Below are 21,712 nucleotides of genomic sequence, written 5' to 3'. Positions count from 1 at the left end.
AAAAAATGCTCATTTTTCAGTGAAGACGCTCTAAAATCCTGACTTTTTTCGCAGATGCTCTATTAAAAACTTGACAGCTTTTATGCTTTATATTAAAATAAATTTAATATAAGAACTGAAAGCGAACACAACGGGGTGTTTGCTCTACATATAAGTGAGCAACGGTGCTACAAAAAAATAAAAATTCCTTATTTTTTTGTAGTACTTTTTTTATCAGCGAATCTGGAGTAAAGCGATGAAGCAATTTATGCTGGCTGGTGTTTCCAGCGGTGTCGGAAAGACCACAGTTACCCTAGGGATTTTGAAAGCTCTGGCAGACAGAGGTTATCAGGTCCAGCCTTATAAGGTAGGACCTGATTATATTGATACAGCTTATCATAGTCGGATTACCAAGCGGCCGTCACGGAATGTGGATAGCTTTATGATACCGGACGAACAGAGTCTGGCTTGGTCCTACTATAAATGGCATGGAGATGCGGATGTGGCAGTAGTCGAAGGAGTCATGGGGCTCTTTGATGGTCTGGGAACGGACAAGGACTGTGCGTCTTCTGCTTCTGTTTCTAAGAAGCTGGGCATTCCGGTTATCTTGATTATTGATGGGAAGGCAACATCCACCTCAGCAGCTGCTATGGTCCATGGATTTGCGACCTTTGATCCAGATTTGGATATTGCTGGAGTCATTATCAATCGGGTGGCGTCACAGAACCACTATGAACTCATCAAGGGCGCCATAGAGCGCTATACGGATGTGGAAGTGCTGGGCTATTTGCCTAAGAATGCAACAGCAGAGCTGCCATCGCGTCATCTGGGTCTAATCCCTGACGTAGAAATGGATGATTTGGACCGTCGATTTGAGGAATTGGGAGTGGCAGCAGCCAAGCATATAAATCTAGACAGGCTGCTGGAAAAGGTAGACCTGCCCCATAAGCGGATGACCAATCCTTTTCATATCCATAATGATCAGCCCTTGACTTTGGCTTATGCTTTGGATGATGCTTTCCACTTTTACTACGAAGATAATCTAGACTTTTTAAGAGAGCTCAATGTCCAGCTAGTGCCTTTCAGCCCTCTGAAAGATAAGGAACTGCCAGCTGCAGATGCTTATTATTTTGGCGGCGGTTTTCCAGAAGTCTACGCTCAGGAGCTGATGGCAAATGCTGACTTTCGGGCTTCGGTTCAGAAAGCTCACGAGCAGGGCCGGCCAATCTACGCAGAATGCGGCGGACTCATGTATCTGGGAGAGTTGCTGGAAGTAGAGGGTCAGGTCTATGAGATGGTCGGCATTTTCAAGGGCAAGAGCCTGATGACCCCCGGTCTGAAAAGCTTTGGCTACTGTCAAGCAGAAACGCAGATAGACAGTCTTTTTGGTCCTAAAGGTACGGCAGTCAGGGGACATGAGTTTCACCATTCAGTCTTTGAAACGGAGGAAGATACGGTCCTCAAGCTAGAGAAGGTCAGAGACGGTCAGGTCGTAGCTGCCTGGACAGGCGGTTATCAAAAGGGCCGGACCTTTGCTAGCTACCTGCATGTTCATTTTTATCAGGATGAGCAGCTGCTAGTCAACTGGCTGGACTATATCAAAGAGGCGAACTGATATGACACTCATTGCAATTTTTTGGGCCGTCTTACTGGACTGGCTGATTGGCGACCCCTATAGCTGGCCTCATCCAGTCAAGTGGATGGGTTCCTATATTTATTTATGTATGCGTTTGCAGGAGAAAAGGCAGTTTTCGCCCTATCTGTTTGGCTTTTTCCTCTGGTTGACAACAGTTGGACTGGCGCTGGGAGTTAGCTACGGGCTGCTTTGGTTGGCTGGTCTGGTTCATCCCGTCGTCTACTGGATCGTCTGGATCTATCTGGCCTATGCCAGTCTGGCGGCTAAAAGTCTGGCTTTTGAGGCCCAAAAGGTTTACCATAGGCTCAAGTTTGGCACTTTGGAAGAAGCTAGAAAGCAAGTTGGCATGATTGTCGGCCGTGAAACTTCTCAGCTGACACCAGAGGAAATCAGCAAGGCGACGATTGAGACGGTGGCTGAAAATACCAGTGACGGTGTCATCGGCCCCCTGCTCTGCCTTTTTCTAGGCGGACCAATCCTAGCAATGACCTATAAGGCAATCAACACCTTAGACTCTATGGTAGGCTACAAGACGGAGAAATACCGCAAAATCGGTCTCATATCTGCCAAGATGGATGATCTGGCCAATCTGATTCCTGCGCGTTTGACTTGGCTTTTCTTGATTCTCAGCAGTCAGATTTTACTGCTGGATGTCAAAGGAGCCCTGCGAATCGGCTGGCGTGATCGCTATCAGCATGCCAGTCCCAACAGTGCTTTTTCGGAGGCAGTTGTGGCAGGAGCTCTGGGCATTCAGCTAGGCGGACCGCACGTCTATCATGGGGAGCTAATTGAGAAGCCGTTCATTGGAGAGATTTCCAGACCGGTTGAGGCGGATGATATTCAGACGGCTATCTCTCTGCTTTATACAAGCACCATGATAGGTTTAATCTTGTTCACTCTTTTTTATTTAGTAATGCAAGCATATTTTTAGGAGTATACTATGACATATATCCAAAATCCTTCCTCTATTGAGGAAAAGAGCTTTCAAATTATTCAGTCTATGATTACTGAAAAAGATCCTGATTATGTCTTCCATTCGGAAATGGAAGAATCCATCATCAAGAGGGCTATCCATACGACGGGAGATTTTGATTATCTCTATACCATGCGCTTTGAGCACGATGTCCTTAAAAAAATTGAAGAGGTAATCAGAGCTAAGGGTACCATCCTGCTGGACTCTAATATTTCTCTCAATGGGATTAATAAACGCGTGCTTGACCAGCTGGGTGTGAGCTACCGCTGTTTGATTAGCGATGAAGAAGTAGTTGCGCTGGCCAAGGAAAAGCAAATTACCAGAGCTATGGCGGCTGTTGAGATAGCAGCTAAGATTGAAGGGCCTAAAGTATTTGCCTTCGGTGGTGCTCCTACGGCTCTGTCTTATTTGATTGAGCTGGCAGAGCAGGGGCTGGTAGAAGCGGACGCGGTGATTGGGGTTCCAGTCGGCTTTATCAATGTCGAAGAATCCAAAGAAGAACTGCTTCAGTCAGGTCTTCCGGCCCTTGTCAATCTCGGTAGAAAAGGAGGCAGCACGATTGTAGTAGCCATTGTCAATGCCATTATCTACCAGCTGAGGGAAGTGGTGACGGATGACTATGTCCGTTATTCTACACCATCCAGTAAAGAAGGAGGAAAGAACTAGATGTCCTATCTAAAAGCAGCGCACAAGATTGAAGAAGCTAGTTTCAGCAAGATTCAGGAAATTATTGATCAAGAGCATCCAGATATTCATTTTTCGGATCCTTTTGAAGAGGCAGTGCTCAAGCGGGTTGTCTTTACCAGTGCAGACTTTGACTACCTCTACAATATCAAGTTTTCCAATCAGGTTATTGAGAAGATCCTCTACGTCCTCCGAAATAAGGGTACCATTTTTACGGATACAACCATGGTATTGGGCGGTTTTAATAAGAAATTGCTAGATGATCTAGGTGTTTCCTACCGTTGTCTGGTCAATGAGCCAGCAATTTTTAAGGAAGCTAAGGAGAAAGGAATCACTCGCTCCATGGCTGCTGTAGAATATTCAGCTAAAGTGGACGGTCCAAAGCTCTTTGTCTTTGGGAATGCTCCAACTTCTATCTTTAAGGTTTTGGATATGGTTGAAGAGGGGAGCTTGCAGCCGGATGCGGTTGTCGGAGTTCCGGTCGGCTTTGTCGGAGCGGCAGAATCCAAGCTCAAGCTGCATGAAAGTTCTGTGCCTTCTATCGCAGCACTGGGTCAAAAGGGCGGCAGTACCATCGCAGCAGCTGTGGTCAATGCCATTCTCTACCAGCTCAAGCTCGACACTACAGACTATGAGCGTTACAGTGTTTCAGATAAAAAGCAGGCTCCGGAGAAAGGAGAGGGCTGATGATGGATGAATACGCTTATGTCAATGGAAAGAAATTAAGAAAAGGTTTTACAACTGGTACTTGCGCAACGGCAGCGACTGTTGCAGCCTTGAGCATGATCTTAAATCAGGAAAGGGAAGAAAAGGTTACTGTGCATACGGCTTCAGGCGTGGAAGTGACCATGGATGTTCACAATCCTTCCTTCGGACCAGAAGAAGCGACCGCGGCCATTGAAAAAGATGGCGGCGATGATGCGGATGCGACGCACGGACTCTTGATTTATTCGACCGTGACTCTTCTGCCAGATCAGAAGGAAATCGAGATTGACGGAGGTCAGGGCGTCGGGCGCGTGACCGAGAAGGGGCTGGCCTGCGATGTCGGCATGGCGGCTATCAATCCGACTCCTAGACGGATGATTGAGCAGCATGTCCGTGAAATTATCGGTCCCAACTGTGGGGCGCGGGTCATCATTTCCGTTCCTGGTGGGGAAGAGACAGCCAAGCTGACCTACAATTCCAGACTAGGTATTGTCGGTGGTATTTCAATTTTGGGAACGACAGGGATTGTCAATCCTATGTCCGAGGATAGCTGGAAAGCGTCCATTACGATTGAGCTGACCATGCTCTACAATCAAGGACATCGTTCAGTCGTCTTGGTACCGGGAAATTACGGTGAAGATTTTGCTACTAATACTGTGGGGATTCCAGCTGGGCGCATCGTCAATATGAGTAACTTTGTCGGACATGTCCTCAAAGAAGTGCAGCGCATCGGCTTTACCAAGGTTTTGATGATTGGTCACATGGGCAAGTTTGTCAAAGTGGCGGCTGGGATTTTCTCTACCCACAGTAAGGACTCGGATGCCCGTATGGAAACGCTGGTGGCTAATCTAGCCCTGATGGGGGCGCCTATGGAGCTGTTGGAAAAGGTTGATAAGTGCTTGACGACCGAGGCAGCTGGAACAGCCATTAAAGAATTTTCTTATGAGGGTGTATATCAGGTATTGGCGGATAAGATTAAGGCTAGAAGTGAGCGTCTGCTCCGCTATCGTAAGCCAGAAGTCAATATTGAAGTGGTCGTCTTTGGGACTGAGGAAGGCTATCTGGCATCAACTCAGCCTTTAGAGCAGATAAAGGAGGAATGGACATGATTTATGTTATCGGAATTGGTCCGGGAGATCCGAGCTATGGTCTTCTGGGACAGGAAGCCTATTTTGAAAAGGCTGACCGCATTTTGGGAAGTGAACGCCATCTGGAAATTTTACCGCCGGCTTATCGGGATAAGGGCCTGGTCCCTCCTAAAAAATTAGCTGCGCTGGCAGAATTGCTGGAGAGCTTTGGTGAGGATGAAGAAATTCTATATCTGGCCTCAGGTGACCCGCTGATTTACGGCTTGGGCAAGTGGCTGTCAGAGAAGTTCAAGGGGCGCGTGGTCATCTCACCGGGAATCAGTGCCATGCAGTATCTGGCCAGCAGAATTGCCCTGCCCATGAACGATGCTTATCTGACGAGCAGCCATGCTAAGGCACCTAACTTTGACTTGATTATGAGTCTGTCCAAAGTCTTTATGGTGACCGATCAGAAAGTTGGCCCCTACGAGATTGCTCAAGAGGCCGTTAAAAGAGGCTTAGATAAGGTGATAGTCATTGGTGAGCAGCTGAGTTATGAAGACGAGCGTATTACCATTCTGCCTGCGAGTGAGGTAGAAGATAGAGAATATGAAATGAATGTGGTGGTGGTGTTAGATGAGGGATTCGGAATTTATCAGGGCTAAAGTCCCTATGACTAAGGAAGAAGTCAGAGCCATCAGTTTGGATAAGTTGGAGCTGCATCGAGCCAAGCGCATGCTGGATGTCGGCTCTGGCACTGGCAGTGTCACGATTCAGGCAGCCCGAACCTATCCAGAACTGGAAGTGGTGGCAGTGGAGCGCAATGAAGACGCGGTGGCCTTGACGCAGGAGAATATCCAGCATTTTGGCTGCCACAATGTCCGTCTCCATCAAGGACTGGCTCCGATTGAGCTGGAAGGATCCTTTGATGCCATTTTTGTCGGAGGGACTGGGGGCAACATGCAGGAGATTTTCGACTGGTGTGCCCAACTCATGGAGCCGGGCGGTCGGCTGGTCTTGAATTTTATCCTTCTTGAGAATGCTCTAGAAGCAGCTCAAATAGCGGAGCAGATGGACTGGGAGGATCTAGAGATTGTCTCGGTTCAGGCTAGCCGCTGGACAGGTATAGGCAAGGGCCACTACTTCAAGCCTCAGAATCCGACCATTATCGTTTCCTGTAAGAAAAAAGAAAGAGAGGCTAATTGATGTCCAAAGTACATTTTGTTGGAGCAGGCCCAGGTGATGTGGAACTGATTACGCTAAAAGGTTACAAGCAGCTGTCTGAGGCTGATGTGGTCATTTATGCGGGATCCTTGGTCAATCCAGACCTGCTCAACTACTGTAAGGAAGGAGCTGAGATTCACGACAGCGCCAGCATGCACTTGATGGAAATCATCGATGTCATGGAGGCTGGAGTCAAGGCTGGTAAAGATGTAGTTCGCCTGCAGACGGGAGATTTCTCCATTTATGGCTCCATTCGAGAGCAGATCGAAGAGATGAAGAAGCGCGACATAGAGTTTGACTGTACGCCGGGCGTCAGTTCTTTTCTGGGAGCTGCTTCCAGTATCGGGGCGGAGTATACCGTGCCAGAGGTTTCTCAAAGCCTCATCATCACTCGGATGGCCGGCCGGACGCCTGTGCCAGATCGGGAATCCCTGAAAAGCTATGCTCAGCACCGGACCTCTATGGCTATCTTCCTGTCCGTTCAAGGTATCGAAAAGGTCGTCAGCGAGCTGATCGAGGGTGGCTATCCTCCTGAAACGCCTGTGGCTGTCATTTACAAGGCGACTTGGCCGGATGAAAAGAAGGTGTTTGGTGATTTGACAAATATTGCTGAGAAGGTCAAGGAAGCTAAAATTAGAAAGACAGCTTTGATTTTGGTTGGTGATTTTTTAGGTCAGGAATTCTACTATTCCAAGCTCTACCATGCGGATTTCCAGCATGAGTTTAGACGGGGGAAGAGCAGCCATGCCAAGTAATTCGCAACCTCGCTACGCAATCGCAACAGTGACAGCGGTCGGCAAGGACTTGGCTCTGACTCTGCGAGAAAAGCTGGGCAAGGAAATCCCTATCTATACGACGCCTCGCTTGGCAGATGACAGGGTCATTGCCATCGAAGGACGTGTGATTGAGGCGCTTGGTCAGCTCTTTCAGGAAGTGGATGTTCTCATTTGTATCATGGCTATCGGGGCAGTTGTGCGAGCTATTGCATCAGTCTTGAAAGACAAGGCGAGCGATCCAGCAGTAGTGGTCATGGATGAGAAAGCGACCAATGTCATCAGCCTGCTGAGCGGACATCTAGGTGGAGCCAATCAAGTGACGCGAGACATCGCAGAATTGCTCGGTTCAAATCCTGTTATCACGACAGCGACAGATGTGCAAAATGTAACAGCTCTAGACAATCTGGCTCAATCAGTCAATGGCTGGCGGCCGGAATTGAGAGAATTCATCAAACCTTTCAACAGCTATCTAGGCAGCGGCCGAACCGTCTATTTCTATCAGGAAAAGGACTGGGTTACGGACCTTCGCGGTCTGACTCTGGTGGATGAGGAAGAACTTGCGGCTGTTCTCAAAGGAACGGAACCGCTGATTCTCCTGACTGCTGAAAAAAAGGATATTCAAAGAGAAAACCTGGCTCTCATCTATCCTCAACCTTATATCTTAGGAGTTGGTGCTAGGAAAGATGTGGCTCCTGCTGTCTTTCGAGAAGGCTTTGAGGAATTTTGTCAGCAGCAGGGGATTTCTGCCAGTGAGATTTCCAAAATCGTCAGCATTGATGTCAAGAAGGATGAAGCAGCCATTCTGGCCTTGGCTGAGGAATTGAGCTGTCCCTTTGAAACCTTTAGTAAGGAAGAACTGTCTGTTGTAGCAGACCGCTATCCTCAGTCAGAATTTGTTAAAAAGACAGTCGGAGTCGGCAGTGTCGCCTTGGCCAGCGCAGATCTGGCCAGTCAGGGTCAAGTCCTGACAGAGCGTTTTGCCAAGAACGGCTGTACCTATGCGCTTGCAAAAGCAATAATTAAAAAGTAAATCAAAAAAAGCAGATGGTCCTATGAACCAACTGCCCTTATAAAGTTTAATCATACCCATAAAGGAGAAAAAATATATGTTATACGTTATCGGATTAGGCCCAGGTAAAGAAGAATTGATGTCACAAGAAGCATTGACTGCTATAGCCGATTGTGAAATTATCGTCGGCTACTCGACTTATATGCGGTTGATTCTTGATTTGGTCAAGGACAAGGAGCTCGTAGCGAATGGTATGCGCCAGGAAATCGACCGTTGTCAAAAGGCCATTGATTTAGCTAGAGAGACTGGCAAAAATGTCGGAGTTGTTTCCAGTGGAGATGCTGGAGTCTATGGAATGGCTGGCTTGATTTTAGAATTGCTGGGAGATGCCAGTGATGTAGAAGTTAAAGTGGTTCCAGGTATCACAGCTAGTCTGGGTGCAGCTGCAGCGATGGGAGCTCCCCTCATGAACGACTTCTGTCATATCAGTCTGAGTGACTTGATGACGCCTTGGGAAATGATTGAAAAGCGTCTGCATGCCGCAGCTCAAGGTGACTTTGTTGTCTGCCTTTACAACCCTCGGAGTAAGGGACGTCCAGACCATCTAGCAAAAGCACTTTCTATCATGTCTGAGTATAAGTCAGAGGATACTATTGTCGGTATCGGTAAGGATATTGGCCGTAAGGATGAGGAAATCATCTTGACGACTATCAAAGACTTAGATGAAACTTTGGTAGATATGACGACAATCGTTATCGTTGGAAACAAAGAAACTTATGTTAAAAACGGACGCATGATTACACCTCGAGGATATACTTTATGATGAAATTACTGCTGGGAGGGACATCCGACAGCACCGCTATTTTAGAAGTGCTTGACCGCATGAAGATTGATGTAACAAGCTCTGTTGTCACAGACTATGGTCGGCACTTGGCTTCCAAATTCGGCCAGCCGGTCATTCAGGGTCGGCTGACAGCCGAAGACATGGTTGCCTTTATCAAAGAAAATGATGTGGATGAAATCATTGATGCAACTCATCCTTTTGCGGATATTGTTTCCAAGGAAGCCATTCGGGCGGCAGAGATGGCCGGTGTATCTTACCTGCGCTTTGAGCGCCAGGCGACCTTGGATTTGAGCGGAGCCATCGTGGTGCATTCGACCCAAGAAGCGATTGATGAGATTGCCAAGCGCGGCTACAAGACTGTTTATCTGGGAACGGGCAGCAAGACCTTGCCGCTCTTTGTTAAGGGCCTACCAGAGCAGCGGATTGTCGTTCGCGTTCTGCCGACTTCGGAAGTGCTTCTGGCTTGTGAACAACTGGGACTGGTAGCAGATCAGATTGATGCGATTAAGGCTCCATTTTCCAAAGAGTGTAATAAAGAGCTCTTGCTGCGTTCAGGAGCAGATGTCTTTGTTTCCAAGGAGAGCGGTACCGTCGGTGGTATTCGTGAAAAGATTGATGGCTGTCAAGAGCTGGGGATGGACTGCATTATCATCTCTCGGCCAATTGTGGCCTATCCGCAGATGGTTTCTAGCTTAGAAGAGCTAGAGGCTTATCTGACAAAATAGCTAATAAAAGGAGAAAAAATGTCCGGTTTAGTAACATTACTGGGAGCAGGTCCAGGCGATGCGGAGTTGTTGACCCTCAAAGGAAAGAGACGGCTTCAAGAAGCAGATGTATTGGTCTTTGACCGCTTGGTCAATCAAGAGCTCTTTCAGCATCTAAAGTCTGACTGCGAAAAGATAGATGTCGGTAAAAAGCCAGGCCAGCCCTGCATCCGACAGGAAGAGATTGAAAAGATTCTCATCGAAAAAGCCCGTCAGGGTAAGCGGGTAGTCCGCCTTAAGAGCGGTGATCCCTATATCTTTGGCCGGGGCGGAGAAGAAGGAGTCAAGCTGGTGGAAGCCGGTGTGGACTTTGAAGTGGTGCCAGGCATCACCTCTGCTGTGGCTGGTCTGACCTATGCTGGGATTCCTATGACCTACCGAGATGTAGCGACGAGTTTCCACGTCTTTACAGCCCATCTCAAGGATGAGACAGAAATGCTCAATTGGGAAGCAATTTCTGAGCTCAAAGGGACCTTGGTCTTCCTCATGGGCATGAAAAATCTGCCTTCCATCGTCCAAGAGCTGACGGCTAGAGGCTATGGTAAGGACAAGCCAGCCGCCATCGTTGAATGGGGAACCCATCCTCAGCAGCGCTCGGTGGAAGGAACCTTGGGTAACATAGTAGAACTAGCAGAAGCTGAGAACTTTAAGGCGCCGAGTGTCATCGTGGTAGGTGATGTCGTAGCCTATAGGCAGCAGCTAAATTTCCATGAGAATCTGCCTCTGTTCGGTCGGAAAATCTTTATCCAGCAGTCAGAGACGGGCAGATTGCCTCGCTTGCTCAGGGATGCTGGAGCTGCGCTGACCACTTTCCCAGGTCGAGATTTGGTTGAAGAGTTAGACTTGCAACTACCGGATTTAGAGCAGGTAGACGGTCTCCTCTTTGCAGACATGCAGAGCTGGCCTCTCTTTTTGAAAGCCCTCCGCAAGGCAGGCAGAGACTTGCGCAGTCTGCCGCACATCCGCTTTGCGGCTATTGGTCATCATACGGCTAAGTCTATCGAAGCGAGCGGTATTGTACTGGATCGGATGACGCCTCAGCAGTCGGATGCGGATTTTGCAGCTGCTCTTGAAAAAGAAGGCGGCAACTGGTATATTCTGACAGCTGAGCATAAGAAAGCCAGTCTGGCAGAACTCTATTCGCTGCCGATTATTGCTAGTCACAGACTGGCCTTTGACAGTCAGATTAGCAGTGACAATTGGTCAGAGATTGAAGTTGTCTGTCTTCCGAACTCTGCTGCGGCCATGAACTTTGTCGCAGCCAGTCAAGAAGCTGGATATGACTGGAAGGATGTTCCAATCGTTGTCATGGGTGCCAGCACGCGGGCTGTTTTAGAGGAAGCAGGCTTTAGCAAGATTGTTGAGACGGATGAAGCGACTATTGCTTCCATCATCGATAAATGTCGGGAAATTCTCTGAAAGGATGCAGGTCATGAGTAAAGCTATAGTAGTAGTCAGTTTCGGAACGACCTATCCCGAGACCAGACGCAAAACAATCGAGGCTTGTGAGCAGGCCATTCAGGAACATTTTCCAGATTATCCGGTCCATCGTGCTTTTACCTCAAATGTCGTTAGACGGCGGATTAAGAAGCAGGAAGGGCTAGATATCCCTACGGTCAAAGAGGTTTTGGAGCAGCTCTTGGAAGCGGGTACTGAAGTGGTCTATATCCAGCCTCTCCATGTCATTTTGGGCAGCGAGTATGAGAAGATTCTCACCCAAGCCAAAGAGTTTGAATCAGCTTTTAAAAAGCTAGTCGTTGCCAAGCCTCTGCTCAATAGTCAGGAAGACTATGAGGCTGTCAAGGATATTCTGCTGGAACGGTATGGCCATGAGGGTCAGGATGCAGCAACAGTTTTGATGGGCCATGGCAGCCAGCATTATGCCTTTACAGCTTATGCAGCCTTGGATCATATGATGAAGGGAAGCTCAGTCTATATCGGATGTGTAGAGAGCTATCCTCCGGTTGAGCTGATTGAGCAGGAACTGAAGAAAGAGGGTGTCCGAGAAGTTCACCTGGCACCTTTCATGCTGGTAGCGGGCGACCATGCGACCAATGATATGAGCTCAGATGAGGAAGGTTCTTGGTATCACTTCTTCAAGGAGCGGGGATATGAAGTCAAGGCTCATCTGGTTGGTCTGGGCGAATACCCTGAGGTTCAGCAGCTCTACATCCAGCACTTAGAAGAAATCATCGAATAGGAGGAAGGAATGGCAAAATTTTACGGAATTGGTGTGGGACCGGGTGATAGCGAGCTAGTGACTATCAAGGCCAGTCGGCTTTTGGAAGACTTAGATATTCTCTATACACCAGAGGCTAAGAAGGGAAGCAAGAGCTTTGCATTAGGCATTGCGGAGCCCTATCTGAAAGAGCATCTGGAAATCAAGCAGCGGCATTTCCCTATGGTCCGTTCCAATTCGACCAAGGAAGTCCAGTGGCAGGCTATCTCTGCTGAAATCGCAGAGGATGTGAGGTCTGGCAAGAATGTTGGCTTTGTCACATTGGGAGACCCCATGGTCTACAGCACTTACAGCTATCTGCTGGCCCTGTTGGAAAAGGAAATCGACTGTCAGACCATCCCTGGCATTACCTCTTTTTGCAGCATGGCTTCTGAGCTAGGTCAGCCCCTGACCATGGATGAGGAGTCTCTGGCGGTCATGCCGGCTACGGCTTCTGCTGAGAAGATTGAGGCGGCGCTTGAGCTACATGACTCGATTGTGATCATGAAGGTAGCCAATCACCTGGATACAGTCCTGCCTCTGCTTGAAAAGCTCGGTCTCTTGCAGCAGACTTTTATGGTTAGCAACTCTTCGACGGATAAGCAGCAGACTCTGCTGGGTCTCGAAGGAATCACACCAGAGACCAAGTTGCCTTATTTTACTACCTTCCTCGTGAAAAAGAAGATTTTTTAAAATCAGAGTCTATGTTCAAGGATGAAGATTCATTCTTGTGAGCTCAGGCTCTTAGAAAAGGAAAAAAACATGAAACTATTAAAAAATAAAAAAGTAACTTTTGTTGCCTTGCTGGCTATTTTGGCGGTACTGAGTACCCAGTCTGTGTCAGCTATGCATATCATGGAAGGCTATCTTCCACTCTTTTGGTGTATCTTCTGGTTCGCCGTATTCCTGCCTTTCTTTGTAGTAGGATTGATGCGCATCAAGAAAATCGTTGCAGAGGATCCAAATTCCAAGACTATGTTGGCCTTGTCCGGTGCCTTTATCTTTATCCTGTCTTCTTTGAAGATTCCGTCTGTTACAGGATCTAGTTCGCATCCGACCGGGGTTGGTCTGGGGACAGCTATGTTTGGCCCATCCGTTATCAGCGTTTTGGGAACCATCTGCTTGCTCTTCCAAGCCCTTCTCTTGGCTCACGGCGGCTTGACAACTCTGGGTGCCAATGCATTCTCAATGGCAGTGGTTGGTCCATTTGTTGGTTATTTCGTTTACAAGTTTGCTAAATCCATCAAGCTTTCTACACCGGTTTCAATCTTTATCTGTGCTGTGATTGCGGACTTGGCGACTTATGCGACAACTTCTATCCAGCTCGGTTTGGTCTTCCCTGATGCTAACAGTGGCTTTGTTGGTTCTGCACTGAAATTCATGGGTGTCTTCTTGACTACTCAAATCCCAATCGCTATCGTAGAAGGATTGCTGACAGTTGTCCTCTATAACTTAATCTCAGAAAATGTCAAAGAAAGAGCAGGTCTGTTCAAATGAAAAAATACAAGAATATCATCTTAATCTTGGCTGCAGTAGCAGTCACTCTAGCTGCCTTTATCTTTGCACCTAAGGGTGTGGAATACAGTGGAACAGATGACGCTGCTGAAAAAACCATTAGCTCTATCCAAAAGGACTATGAGCCTTGGTTTTCACCAATTTTTGAGCCAGCAGGTCCGGAAGTAGAAAGTCTGCTCTTCACCCTGCAAGGCAGTATCGGAGCGGGTATCATCTTCTATGTCATTGGCTACCACAAAGGGAAAAAGCAAGGCCAACAAAAGGAAAACTCTGAACATAAATAAAAGCCTTCAACAGTATGAGAGAGCTCTGGTTCTTGATAGCGATTCAGCTTGTTTGGGACCGGAGCTGCTCTGTACTGGGGGCATGGTAAAAACAAAGCTAGAAAGGAGACCTCCACTTGTTTGCGATTGATAAATACGCCTATCAAAATCGGCTGAAAAATCTGCCGGTTGCTTATAAATTTGTCATCTATCTGCTCTTGTTAGCTGCCAGCTTTTCTGGTGTCAGGAGTCTGCAGCTAGGACTTATCGTCTTGGTGGCGCCTCTGACTTGCTATGTGGCTCGGCTTCCGTGGCTGCGCTATCTGAAGTGGTATCTGCATGCCAGTATCTTTATCCTGATTAGTCTCTTGACCTTTGTCTTGACCTATCAGAACAGTCAGGAGCAGCTCTTGCTGGCCTTGCCTTTAGGTCAGGGCTATCTGGGCATCAGCCAATCCTCTGTCCAGCAGACCATTTTTATCCTCTTGCGCATCTATTCATCTTTGGTTTCGACTTATTTCTTTGTCCTGACGGTGCCTTTTGCTCAGATGCTGCGGCTTTTTAAAGCCATGCATGTGCCACGGGTACTGCTAGACTTGATTGTCCTCATGTATCGCTTTATTTTCCTGGTCTTCTATGAGTTTGTGACCATTCGGGATACCTTGGACTTGAAATTCTCCTTTTACAATAAAAGGAAGCAACACCAAGCTTGGGGCAGATTAGCCAATACTCTTTTTGTTAAATTGCTAGATGATAATCAGCATTTAAATGAAGTACTGACGCTAAGATTTGATGCAGAGCACAGTGAATAATGAAAGCGCATTTACAATAAGACTGCTTTTATACTATAATGGAAAGTAGATAGGAAACATAGATGTTACAAGTAAAGAATATTTCTTTTTCGTATGACGAAAATCCAACGCTGCACGATATTTCTATGGACTTCGAAGAGGGCCGGATTACTGGCATTCTGGGAGTCAACGGTTCAGGTAAGTCTACCATCATGAAAATCATCACCCGACTGCTCCAACCGCAGAAGGGCAGTGTTTTATATGATGGTCAGCCTGTAGGCGACTCTAAGAAGGCCTTGTTCCAGTATCGGCAGCATGTCAATATGGTCTTTCAAAATCCAGAGCAGCAGCTCTTTTATACCATTGTGAAGGACGATATTGGCATGGCCTTGGAAAACTTAGGCTATGAAGAAGACGAGATAACCAGCAGAGTGGCGACGGCTTTAGAGATGATGGACATTTCTCATCTGCAGGACAGACCGCTGCAGTATCTGAGCTATGGCCAGAAAAAGCGGGTGGCTATTGCTGGCATGCTGGCCCTGCAGCCCAAGTATCTGCTGCTTGATGAGCCTACGGCAGGATTGGATCCCAAAGGGCGGGATCAGATGGCCGAGACCATGAAAAAGCTGGTTCAGGCTGGGACAAACATCATCGTATCCAGCCATGACATGGATCTGATGTATGACTGCTGCGACTATGCCTACCTGCTGCAGAAAGGGCATTTGATTGCGGAGGGCAGCAAGTTTGATTTCTTCCAGCAGGGAAATCTGCTAGTAGAGGCAGGCTTGGCTGTGCCTTGGATTGTCAAGCTTCATCAGACTATCCAGACGCCACTGGCAGAAAATGAAGCTGCTTTCTTTGAGCAGCTAGGAGGAAATGTAAAATGGTCAAATCATTGATGGTACAGGGAACTGCCTCAGATGCTGGAAAAAGCATTATTGCGTCGGGTCTCTGTCGGATTTTTAAGCAGGATGGCCTAGAAGTGGTGCCTTTTAAGTCGCAGAATATGGCGCTTAATTCCTTTATCACCAAAAAAGGAGATGAAATGGGCCGGGCTCAGGTCGTTCAGGCTGAGGCAGCTGGCAAGGAGCCAGATGTCCGCATGAATCCAGTCCTGCTCAAGCCAACCTCTGACCGCAAGTCTCAGGTCGTCTTTTTAGGACGTGTCCTGCGGGATATGGATGCCGTCGAATACCATGAATACAAGCAGCGGCTCCTGCCTAAGATTAAGGAAGTCTATGAGGAGCTGGGCGCTGAGAATGATATCATCGTCATTGAGGGCGCTGGCAGTCCAGCTGAAATCAATCTCAATGACCGAGACATTGTCAATATGGGCATGGCCAAGCTGGTTGATGCGCCAGTGATTTTAGTGGCGGATATTGATAAGGGAGGCGTTTTTGCCTCTATCTACGGAACGATTGAGCTCATGCCGCCTGAGGATCGCAAGCGGATCAAGGGGGTTATTATCAATAAATTCCGCGGCGATGTGGCCTTGCTGCAGTCTGGCATTGATATGATTGAGGAGCTGACCCAGGTGCCGGTTATCGGGGTCGTGCCTTATGCCCAGCTGGATATTGACAGCGAAGACAGTGTCGCACTGGTGCAGAAGAGCCGGCGCTTTGATAGCAGAAAGAGTCTGGATATCGCAGTTGTCAGCCTCAAGCGCCTGTCCAACTTTACGGATTTTCATAGTTTAGAAATCCAGCCGGATGTTTCTGTCCGCTATGTCCAGCCTGGGGATGCAATCGGTCGACCGGACCTCTTGATTCTGCCGGGCAGTAAAAACACCATTGAAGACATGAACTATCTGTGCGAGTCTGGTCTTGAAGCCGAGATTCTCGCGTGTCTGGAGCAGGGCGTGCGAATCTTTGGTATCTGTGGCGGCTATCAGCTGCTGGGGCAGAAGATTAGCGATCCGCTGCACCTAGAGTCTGACTTAGAAGAGATTAGCGGTCTGGGAATTTTAGAGACAGAGACGGTGCTTCAGCCGGTCAAGCGGACGACTCAGGTCAGAGCCCTGCATGAGGGGCAAGAGCTAGAGGGCTACGAGATTCACATGGGGGAAACCCAGCTGGCGGATAGTCTGGAGCCATTCTCCATCATCAAGGAGCAAAATGGTGAGGCAACCGAGCGTCTGGATGGAGCAGTGGCTTATGGCGGGCAGGTGCAAGGGACCTACCTTCATGGGGTCTTTGACAATCTAGAATGGACTCGTCAGTACCTGAATGAACTTCGGCTGGCTAAGGGCTTAGAGCCGCTAGAGGACCAGCTTGTCAGTATCAAAGACTTTAAAGATAGAGAGTATGATAAGTTGGCAGACGTCCTGCGCCAGTCTTTGGATATGGAGCAGATCTATCAAATCATCAACAGAGAAGAAAAATGAGAATTTATACGAAATACGGAGACAAGGGCTTTACACGGCTCTACGGTGGGGACCGAGTATCCAAGACCCATATTCGGGTCGAAGCTTATGGAACGATGGATGAGCTATGCTCTCATCTAGGCTATGTCGTATCTGAGATGCGCGACTATCCTATCTTGGATGACCTACGTCTGGAATGCGAGGAAATCCAGCAGCATCTATTTGACTGCGGCAGCGACTTGGCTACGCCGCGGGAGTTACGCCCCTACAAGCAAGAGCCAGCCAATGTCAGCTGGCTGGAGGAGCGGATGGACGAGTATATGTATATTCCTCCGAAAATCGACCGCTTTATCATTCCGGGCGGCCATCGGATTGCGAGTCTCCTGCATGTGGCCCGCACCATGACTAGACGCCTAGAACGCCGTATGGTAGCTGTTATAGAGGCAGAAGAAGCGGTCAATGAGATAGGCTTGATCTATATCAACCGTCTGTCGGATTACTTTTTTGTGCTGGCTCGATTGGTCAATGACCGCCTAGAGGAGCCAGATACAGTTTACAAACGCAGCGCGAAAATCTTTCGGGAAAAGAAATAGGAGAAGCTAGCATGTATCCAGTCATGATTAATATCAGAGAGAAGAAAGTCGTGGTAGTGGGAGGCGGCAAGGTCGCCGCGCGGAAGATTAAGACCCTGCTGGCTGAGCAGGCTGCTGTGACAGTGGTCAGTCCGACTCTGCATGCTGACATTCCACAGACTGAGGTGCAATGGCTAGCTAGACCCTACCAGACAGGTGATTTGGAAGGCGCGAAACTGGTCTTTGCCTGTACAGATCAGGCGGAAGTTAACCGTCAGATTATGGAGGATGCGGCACCCAGTCAGCTGGTAAACAATACGGGCGACAAGACCTTTTCTGACTTCTACAATGTAGCCATTGCGAGAAAGAAGGACGTATCTGTCATGATCTCGACCAACGGTCTTTCGCCTAGCCGTTCCAAGGAGATTCGCAAGAAGATAGAAGCGATTTTAGACCAACTTTAAAAGAAGGAAAGAAGCATGCACCTATTATACGTGGGTTTGACCCATCGGGAAACGCCGCTGTCAATTTTGGAAAAAGCACATTTTTCAGATCAGGAGGGGCTGAAAGCTCTGAAGCTCCTGAAAAGAGAAAAAAGTATCTTGGAAAATATCATCCTGTCCACCTGCAATCGGACCGAGCTCTATCTGGTGGTGGACCAGCTGCACACTGGCCGCTACTATTCCAAGCATTTTTTGGCGGACTGGTTTCAGATTCCTGTTAAGGAGCTGGAAGAGTATTTAGTCTTTCGTGAGGGGGATGAAGCCTTGCGGCATCTGCTGCGGGTTTCTATCGGCCTAGAATCCAAGATTGTCGGTGAAAGTCAGGTCTTGGGCCAGCTCAAGCATGCTTTCTTGACAGCGCAAGATGCTGGTACGACTGGAATTGTCCTCAATCAGGCTTTCAAGCAGGCGCTGACCTTTGCCAAGCGCATGCATGATACTTATCGAATCAATGACCGGCCTATTTCTATCGGCCTGACGGCTATCCAAGAATTGGACCGACTGGGGCTGGATTACAGCACTAAAAAGGTAGCTGTTATCGGTTTGGGAGAGATTGGTCAGCTGGTGACTAAGTATGCTCTACAGCGGCCTTTCAAGTCAGTTATGCTGCTCAATCGGACGGTCAGCAAGGCCCAGCCTTTTCTGACAGAAGGCAGAGTGTCTGCCCATGGCTGGGATGAATTGGAAGCAGTACTGGCGGATGCGGATGTGGTCTTTTCAGCGGTTAAAACGGAAGAATACATTATCTTTCCCTCCATGCTTAAGGAGGGTGCAATTGTATTTGACCTTTGTCTGCCTCGTTCCTGCCATCCGAGCTCGTCTCTGAAGCTCTATAATATCGAAAATCTAACCAATCAACTGGAGCAATATAAGGCAGAGCGGCAGGAGATTGCCGGTCGGATTGCTTTGGAGATTGATGAGGAGCTGGTCAAGTTTGCTGACTGGCGTCAGCAGTTGGGCATTATTCCTCTGATTCAGGAAATCAGGGATAAAGCTTTGGAAGCTCAAGCTTCGGCCATGGAAAGCCTTAATCGCAAGATTCCAGATTTGACCGAGCGGGAGCAGAAGCAGATTTCCAAGCACATGAAGAGTATTATCAACCAAGTCTTGAAGGAGCCAATCTTGCAGCTCAAAGAGCTGTCAGTCGGAGAGCATTCAGACTATGACATTGCCTTGATTGCCAAGATATTTGGCTTGCACAGAGAAAGGGGAAAAGATGAAGGTCATTAAGGTAGGAACCCGCAAGAGTAAGCTGGCTATGACCCAGACCCAGCAGTTAGTCGACCAGCTCAAGAAGCTCCATCCAGAGCGGGATTTTGTCCTCGTTCCCTATACCACAAAAGGAGATCGCTTGACTCACGTCAGTCTCCAGGAAATTGGGGGCAAGGGAGTCTTTGTCAAGGAAATCGAACGAGCCCTCTTGGCTGGTGAGATTGATATGGCGGTTCATAGTCTCAAGGACATGCCGGCCAAACTAGCTGAGGGCTGTGCGCTCGGTGCGATTAGTCAGCGAGAAGATGTCCGAGATTGCTTGATTTTCCGTCAAGCTGGCCAGACGCTGGCTAATCTTCCTGAGGGCGCTCTTATAGGAACCAGCAGCATTCGCCGACAGGTTCAGCTGCAGGCTCAGAGACCGGATTTGGCTTTTAAACCACTTCGAGGCAACATTGATACACGCATCAAGAAGCTGGAAGAAGGCGAGTACGACGCGATTGTCTTGGCTATGGCCGGTCTTAATCGCCTAGGCTGGCTGGACCAAAGCCGTCTTCACATTCAGCCTTTAGAGACCAGTCTTTGTCTGCCGGCTATTTCTCAGGGAGCTTTGGCAGTGGAATGCCGGGAAGAGGATGAGGAACTGCGGAGTCTGTTAGCGGCTGTTCAGGATGAGAAGACAGCAGCTGAAGTGGCAGTTGAGAGGGCAGTTTTGGCTCAGATGAATGCAGACTGCACCTTCCCTATCGCTGCTTTGGCCCAGAAAAAAGGTCAGGACTATCAGCTAGAGGCCATGCTGGCCAAGGAGGACGGCCAATGTGTCTTTGTCAGCCTTAAAGGGCAGGATGGTCAGGAATTAGCAGAGCAGGCTGTGCGCCAGTTAGCCGATAAGGGAGCAGTAGGAATGCCATGGTTAAAAAAATAATCTTTACCAGGGAGCAGGCGCCGGACTCTGCCTGGCTAGAAAAGATCAGACAGGCTGGATTTGAGACGCATCATGTTCCTCTCATTCGCTGTCAGTCTCTGCCCTTGCCAGAAGCTGTCCAAGCAATTCTGTCAGAAGCTGACTGGGTCTTTTTTACCAGTGCTGTCGCAGTGGAGGCTTTTAGTCCCTATCTGAAAGCTGACTACCAGATTGCGACCATTGGGCCGCAGACCAGTCAGGCGCTGGACAAGCTAGGCCGAGCCTGTGATTTTCAGGCCAGCAGCCACTATGGTCTTGACTTTATTCAAGAGTGGCTGGCTTTGGATCTGCCGACGCAGAAGATCTTGCTGCCCCAAAGCAGCTTGTCCAATCCCAGTCTGGCTGAGAAATTAAAAGAAGCAGGCCATGAGGTCTGGGCTTGGCCTATGTACGAAACGACCTCAAATCCTGCTGGTCAGGACCAGCTCGAGACCTATCTGTCCCAAGAGGATGTGATTTGGACCTTTGCCAGTCCATCGGCTTGGCAGAGTTTTTGTGCTATTAAGCCCCATCTAGCATCTAGCCATCAGATTGCAGTGATTGGTCAGACAACGGCTCAGGAGGTTAAGGAGTCTGGCTATGGGGTAGATTACCAGCCCCAGAGTCCTTCTGTTGAGGAAATGGTCAAGGAAATAATCAAGAAAGAAGAGAAGAAGCATGGAATTTTATAGACATCGCAGACTGAGGAGAAGCAGCAGTCTGCGGCAGCTGGTTCGAGAAACCAAGCTGTCTGTGGATGATTTTATCCAACCCTTGTTTGTCAAGGAAGGGTTGACTGAAAAGCAAGAAGTAGCTTCCATGCCGGGAGTTTATCAGTTCTCCCTCGAGGATTTGCTGCCAGAAGTTCAGGAATGTGTGGACTTGGGCATTCGAGCTTTTATCGTCTTTGGCATTCCGTCAGAAAAGGACGAAATAGGCAGTCAGGCTTCAGCTGAAAATGGCATTGTCCAAGAAGCTATCCGTCTAATCAAGAAGCATTTTCCTGAGACGGTCGTCATTGCAGACACCTGTCTCTGTGAGTTTACCAGTCACGGACATTGCGGTATTTTGCGAGGGGAGGAAGTGGACAATGATCTGTCTCTGACTAGACTGACAGAAGTCGCTGTCAGCCAAGCCAGGGCTGGAGCAGATGTCATTGCGCCTTCCAATGCCATGGACGGTTTTGTGGCGGCTATCCGTCAGGGGCTTGATGCGGCGGGCTTTGAAGACATTCCCATCATGTCCTATGCGATTAAGTTTGCCTCTAGCTTTTATGGACCTTTCCGAGATGCAGGTGAGAGCGCTCCGGCCTTTGGCGACCGCAAGACCTATCAGATGGATCCGGCCAATCGCTTGGAAGCTCTTAGAGAAGCTAAGAGTGATGAGGAGCAGGGAGCAGACTTTCTCATGGTTAAGCCGGCTTTGGCCTTTCTGGATATCCTCAGAGAGCTGCGCCAGGAAACCTGGCTGCCTCTGGTGACCTATAATGTCAGTGGAGAATACGCCATGGTCAAGGCAGCAGCTCAGCAGGGCTGGATCAATGAAAAAGCCATTGTCATGGAAACCTTGACCAGTATGAAGCGGGCTGGTGCAGACTTGATTATCACTTATTTTGCCAAAGATGCGGCCGGTTATCTGAAAGAAGGATAGAGACTGCGGAAAATCAGCAGTT

General features: G+C 48.4%; 25 protein-coding genes. All 25 read left to right on the top strand.

Features of this window, described 5'->3' with window-relative positions; all coding sequences use genetic code 11:
- Positions 1-235: 235 nt before the first annotated feature.
- The 25 genes from K4H96_RS03700 to hemB all read left to right on the top strand — a co-directional run bounded on the left by K4H96_RS03700 (position 236) and on the right by hemB (position 21,690).
- Positions 236-1,594 carry a cobyrinate a,c-diamide synthase gene (locus K4H96_RS03700; protein WP_223337400.1) on the top strand — a complete coding sequence of 453 codons (1,359 nt, stop codon included), beginning with the start codon at positions 236-238 and terminating at the stop codon, positions 1,592-1,594.
- Position 1,595: 1 nt separating this feature from the next.
- Positions 1,596-2,546, top strand: a complete 951-nt coding sequence (cbiB, locus tag K4H96_RS03695) for an adenosylcobinamide-phosphate synthase CbiB (RefSeq protein WP_223337401.1) — start codon at positions 1,596-1,598, stop codon at positions 2,544-2,546.
- Positions 2,547-2,555: 9 nt separating this feature from the next.
- Positions 2,556-3,254, top strand: coding sequence for a cobalt-precorrin-8 methylmutase (locus K4H96_RS03690; RefSeq protein ID WP_002910554.1), 699 nt, complete (start codon positions 2,556-2,558; stop codon positions 3,252-3,254).
- Positions 3,255-3,959: a cobalt-precorrin-8 methylmutase gene (locus tag K4H96_RS03685; protein WP_223337402.1), complete on the top strand. Its 705-nt coding sequence runs from the start codon at positions 3,255-3,257 to the stop codon at positions 3,957-3,959.
- Positions 3,959-5,086, top strand: coding sequence for a cobalt-precorrin-5B (C(1))-methyltransferase CbiD (cbiD, locus tag K4H96_RS03680; RefSeq protein WP_223337403.1), 1,128 nt, complete (start codon positions 3,959-3,961; stop codon positions 5,084-5,086). Before K4H96_RS03685 ends, cbiD begins: the two co-directional genes overlap by 1 nt.
- Positions 5,077-5,709 carry a cobalt-precorrin-7 (C(5))-methyltransferase gene (locus tag K4H96_RS03675; protein ID WP_223337404.1) on the top strand — a complete coding sequence of 211 codons (633 nt, stop codon included), beginning with the start codon at positions 5,077-5,079 and terminating at the stop codon, positions 5,707-5,709. The genes cbiD and K4H96_RS03675 overlap by 10 nt, the downstream gene beginning before the upstream one ends.
- Positions 5,681-6,250: a decarboxylating cobalt-precorrin-6B (C(15))-methyltransferase gene (locus K4H96_RS03670; protein WP_004188187.1), complete on the top strand. Its 570-nt coding sequence runs from the start codon at positions 5,681-5,683 to the stop codon at positions 6,248-6,250. Before K4H96_RS03675 ends, K4H96_RS03670 begins: the two co-directional genes overlap by 29 nt.
- Positions 6,250-7,023, top strand: a complete 774-nt coding sequence (locus K4H96_RS03665) for a cobalt-precorrin-4 methyltransferase (RefSeq protein WP_002896463.1) — start codon at positions 6,250-6,252, stop codon at positions 7,021-7,023. The genes K4H96_RS03670 and K4H96_RS03665 overlap by 1 nt, the downstream gene beginning before the upstream one ends.
- Entirely contained in the window at positions 7,013-8,074 is a 1,062-nt protein-coding gene (gene cbiG / locus K4H96_RS03660) for a cobalt-precorrin 5A hydrolase (RefSeq protein ID WP_223337405.1), read from the top strand. Before K4H96_RS03665 ends, cbiG begins: the two co-directional genes overlap by 11 nt.
- 76 nt (positions 8,075-8,150) lie before the next feature.
- The gene (gene cobJ / locus K4H96_RS03655; protein WP_125407471.1) at positions 8,151-8,876 is read left to right on the top strand and encodes a precorrin-3B C(17)-methyltransferase; all 726 of its coding nucleotides are present in this window, start codon (positions 8,151-8,153) and stop codon (positions 8,874-8,876) included.
- Positions 8,873-9,622, top strand: a complete 750-nt coding sequence (gene cobK, locus K4H96_RS03650) for a precorrin-6A reductase (protein WP_111676397.1) — start codon at positions 8,873-8,875, stop codon at positions 9,620-9,622. Before cobJ ends, cobK begins: the two co-directional genes overlap by 4 nt.
- 18 nt (positions 9,623-9,640) lie before the next feature.
- Positions 9,641-11,080: a uroporphyrinogen-III C-methyltransferase gene (gene cobA / locus K4H96_RS03645; protein ID WP_223337406.1), complete on the top strand. Its 1,440-nt coding sequence runs from the start codon at positions 9,641-9,643 to the stop codon at positions 11,078-11,080.
- A 13-nt stretch (positions 11,081-11,093) separates the two neighbouring features.
- On the top strand, positions 11,094-11,861 hold the full coding sequence (locus K4H96_RS03640; protein ID WP_223337407.1) for a sirohydrochlorin cobaltochelatase: 768 nt from the start codon (positions 11,094-11,096) through the stop codon (positions 11,859-11,861).
- Between the two features lie 9 nt (positions 11,862-11,870).
- The gene (locus K4H96_RS03635; RefSeq protein WP_223337408.1) at positions 11,871-12,572 is read left to right on the top strand and encodes a cobalt-factor II C(20)-methyltransferase; all 702 of its coding nucleotides are present in this window, start codon (positions 11,871-11,873) and stop codon (positions 12,570-12,572) included.
- Positions 12,573-12,641: 69 nt separating this feature from the next.
- Entirely contained in the window at positions 12,642-13,376 is a 735-nt protein-coding gene (locus K4H96_RS03630) for an energy-coupling factor ABC transporter permease (RefSeq protein WP_002901131.1), read from the top strand.
- Complete coding sequence (locus K4H96_RS03625; RefSeq protein WP_002896451.1) at positions 13,373-13,678, top strand: energy-coupling factor ABC transporter substrate-binding protein; 306 nt, start codon at positions 13,373-13,375, stop codon at positions 13,676-13,678. Before K4H96_RS03630 ends, K4H96_RS03625 begins: the two co-directional genes overlap by 4 nt.
- Before the next feature lie 116 nt (positions 13,679-13,794).
- Positions 13,795-14,469: a CbiQ family ECF transporter T component gene (locus K4H96_RS03620; RefSeq protein WP_002932250.1), complete on the top strand. Its 675-nt coding sequence runs from the start codon at positions 13,795-13,797 to the stop codon at positions 14,467-14,469.
- Positions 14,470-14,531: 62 nt separating this feature from the next.
- Positions 14,532-15,347 (top strand): energy-coupling factor ABC transporter ATP-binding protein, encoded by an 816-nt coding sequence (locus tag K4H96_RS03615; protein WP_002898254.1) that lies wholly within the window; start codon positions 14,532-14,534, stop codon positions 15,345-15,347.
- Positions 15,332-16,831: a cobyric acid synthase gene (locus tag K4H96_RS03610; RefSeq protein WP_223337409.1), complete on the top strand. Its 1,500-nt coding sequence runs from the start codon at positions 15,332-15,334 to the stop codon at positions 16,829-16,831. Before K4H96_RS03615 ends, K4H96_RS03610 begins: the two co-directional genes overlap by 16 nt.
- Entirely contained in the window at positions 16,828-17,403 is a 576-nt protein-coding gene (locus K4H96_RS03605; RefSeq protein WP_223337410.1) for a cob(I)yrinic acid a,c-diamide adenosyltransferase, read from the top strand. Before K4H96_RS03610 ends, K4H96_RS03605 begins: the two co-directional genes overlap by 4 nt.
- An 11-nt stretch (positions 17,404-17,414) precedes the next feature.
- Positions 17,415-17,846, top strand: coding sequence for a precorrin-2 dehydrogenase/sirohydrochlorin ferrochelatase family protein (locus tag K4H96_RS03600; protein WP_061602896.1), 432 nt, complete (start codon positions 17,415-17,417; stop codon positions 17,844-17,846).
- A gap of 15 nt (positions 17,847-17,861) precedes the next feature.
- Positions 17,862-19,115: a glutamyl-tRNA reductase gene (gene hemA / locus K4H96_RS03595; protein WP_223337411.1), complete on the top strand. Its 1,254-nt coding sequence runs from the start codon at positions 17,862-17,864 to the stop codon at positions 19,113-19,115.
- The gene (hemC, locus tag K4H96_RS03590; protein ID WP_223337412.1) at positions 19,102-20,022 is read left to right on the top strand and encodes a hydroxymethylbilane synthase; all 921 of its coding nucleotides are present in this window, start codon (positions 19,102-19,104) and stop codon (positions 20,020-20,022) included. The genes hemA and hemC overlap by 14 nt, the downstream gene beginning before the upstream one ends.
- A complete protein-coding gene (locus K4H96_RS03585; protein WP_223337413.1) occupies positions 20,007-20,732 on the top strand; it encodes a uroporphyrinogen-III synthase in 726 nt (241 codons plus the stop codon). The genes hemC and K4H96_RS03585 overlap by 16 nt, the downstream gene beginning before the upstream one ends.
- Entirely contained in the window at positions 20,719-21,690 is a 972-nt protein-coding gene (hemB, locus tag K4H96_RS03580) for a porphobilinogen synthase (protein WP_223337414.1), read from the top strand. The genes K4H96_RS03585 and hemB overlap by 14 nt, the downstream gene beginning before the upstream one ends.
- Positions 21,691-21,712: the final 22 nt, after the last annotated feature.

This window comes from Streptococcus sanguinis (assembly GCF_020729765.1).
GTDB classification, from domain to species: domain Bacteria; phylum Bacillota; class Bacilli; order Lactobacillales; family Streptococcaceae; genus Streptococcus; species Streptococcus sanguinis_Q.
This window is presented reverse-complemented; position numbering and strand designations above follow the sequence as displayed.

What these genes read in the sequence shown, in the direction of transcription:
- cbiG (WP_223337405.1), top strand. Translation starts at nt 7,013, where the DNA reads ATGCCAAGTAATTCGCAACCTCGCTACGCAATCGCAACAGTGACAGCG.
- cobA (WP_223337406.1), top strand. Translation starts at nt 9,641, where the DNA reads ATGTCCGGTTTAGTAACATTACTGGGAGCAGGTCCAGGCGATGCGGAG.
- K4H96_RS03635 (WP_223337408.1), top strand. Translation starts at nt 11,871, where the DNA reads ATGGCAAAATTTTACGGAATTGGTGTGGGACCGGGTGATAGCGAGCTA.
- K4H96_RS03625 (WP_002896451.1), top strand. Translation starts at nt 13,373, where the DNA reads ATGAAAAAATACAAGAATATCATCTTAATCTTGGCTGCAGTAGCAGTC.
- cbiB (WP_223337401.1), top strand. Translation starts at nt 1,596, where the DNA reads ATGACACTCATTGCAATTTTTTGGGCCGTCTTACTGGACTGGCTGATT.
- cobJ (WP_125407471.1), top strand. Translation starts at nt 8,151, where the DNA reads ATGTTATACGTTATCGGATTAGGCCCAGGTAAAGAAGAATTGATGTCA.
- hemB (WP_223337414.1), top strand. Translation starts at nt 20,719, where the DNA reads ATGGAATTTTATAGACATCGCAGACTGAGGAGAAGCAGCAGTCTGCGG.
- K4H96_RS03600 (WP_061602896.1), top strand. Translation starts at nt 17,415, where the DNA reads ATGTATCCAGTCATGATTAATATCAGAGAGAAGAAAGTCGTGGTAGTG.
- K4H96_RS03685 (WP_223337402.1), top strand. Translation starts at nt 3,255, where the DNA reads ATGTCCTATCTAAAAGCAGCGCACAAGATTGAAGAAGCTAGTTTCAGC.
- K4H96_RS03630 (WP_002901131.1), top strand. Translation starts at nt 12,642, where the DNA reads ATGAAACTATTAAAAAATAAAAAAGTAACTTTTGTTGCCTTGCTGGCT.
- K4H96_RS03675 (WP_223337404.1), top strand. Translation starts at nt 5,077, where the DNA reads ATGGACATGATTTATGTTATCGGAATTGGTCCGGGAGATCCGAGCTAT.
- K4H96_RS03615 (WP_002898254.1), top strand. Translation starts at nt 14,532, where the DNA reads ATGTTACAAGTAAAGAATATTTCTTTTTCGTATGACGAAAATCCAACG.
- K4H96_RS03665 (WP_002896463.1), top strand. Translation starts at nt 6,250, where the DNA reads ATGTCCAAAGTACATTTTGTTGGAGCAGGCCCAGGTGATGTGGAACTG.
- hemC (WP_223337412.1), top strand. Translation starts at nt 19,102, where the DNA reads ATGAAGGTCATTAAGGTAGGAACCCGCAAGAGTAAGCTGGCTATGACC.
- hemA (WP_223337411.1), top strand. Translation starts at nt 17,862, where the DNA reads ATGCACCTATTATACGTGGGTTTGACCCATCGGGAAACGCCGCTGTCA.
- K4H96_RS03640 (WP_223337407.1), top strand. Translation starts at nt 11,094, where the DNA reads ATGAGTAAAGCTATAGTAGTAGTCAGTTTCGGAACGACCTATCCCGAG.
- K4H96_RS03700 (WP_223337400.1), top strand. Translation starts at nt 236, where the DNA reads ATGAAGCAATTTATGCTGGCTGGTGTTTCCAGCGGTGTCGGAAAGACC.
- cbiD (WP_223337403.1), top strand. Translation starts at nt 3,959, where the DNA reads ATGATGGATGAATACGCTTATGTCAATGGAAAGAAATTAAGAAAAGGT.
- K4H96_RS03605 (WP_223337410.1), top strand. Translation starts at nt 16,828, where the DNA reads ATGAGAATTTATACGAAATACGGAGACAAGGGCTTTACACGGCTCTAC.
- K4H96_RS03610 (WP_223337409.1), top strand. Translation starts at nt 15,332, where the DNA reads ATGGTCAAATCATTGATGGTACAGGGAACTGCCTCAGATGCTGGAAAA.
- K4H96_RS03690 (WP_002910554.1), top strand. Translation starts at nt 2,556, where the DNA reads ATGACATATATCCAAAATCCTTCCTCTATTGAGGAAAAGAGCTTTCAA.
- K4H96_RS03585 (WP_223337413.1), top strand. Translation starts at nt 20,007, where the DNA reads ATGGTTAAAAAAATAATCTTTACCAGGGAGCAGGCGCCGGACTCTGCC.
- K4H96_RS03670 (WP_004188187.1), top strand. Translation starts at nt 5,681, where the DNA reads ATGAGGGATTCGGAATTTATCAGGGCTAAAGTCCCTATGACTAAGGAA.
- cobK (WP_111676397.1), top strand. Translation starts at nt 8,873, where the DNA reads ATGATGAAATTACTGCTGGGAGGGACATCCGACAGCACCGCTATTTTA.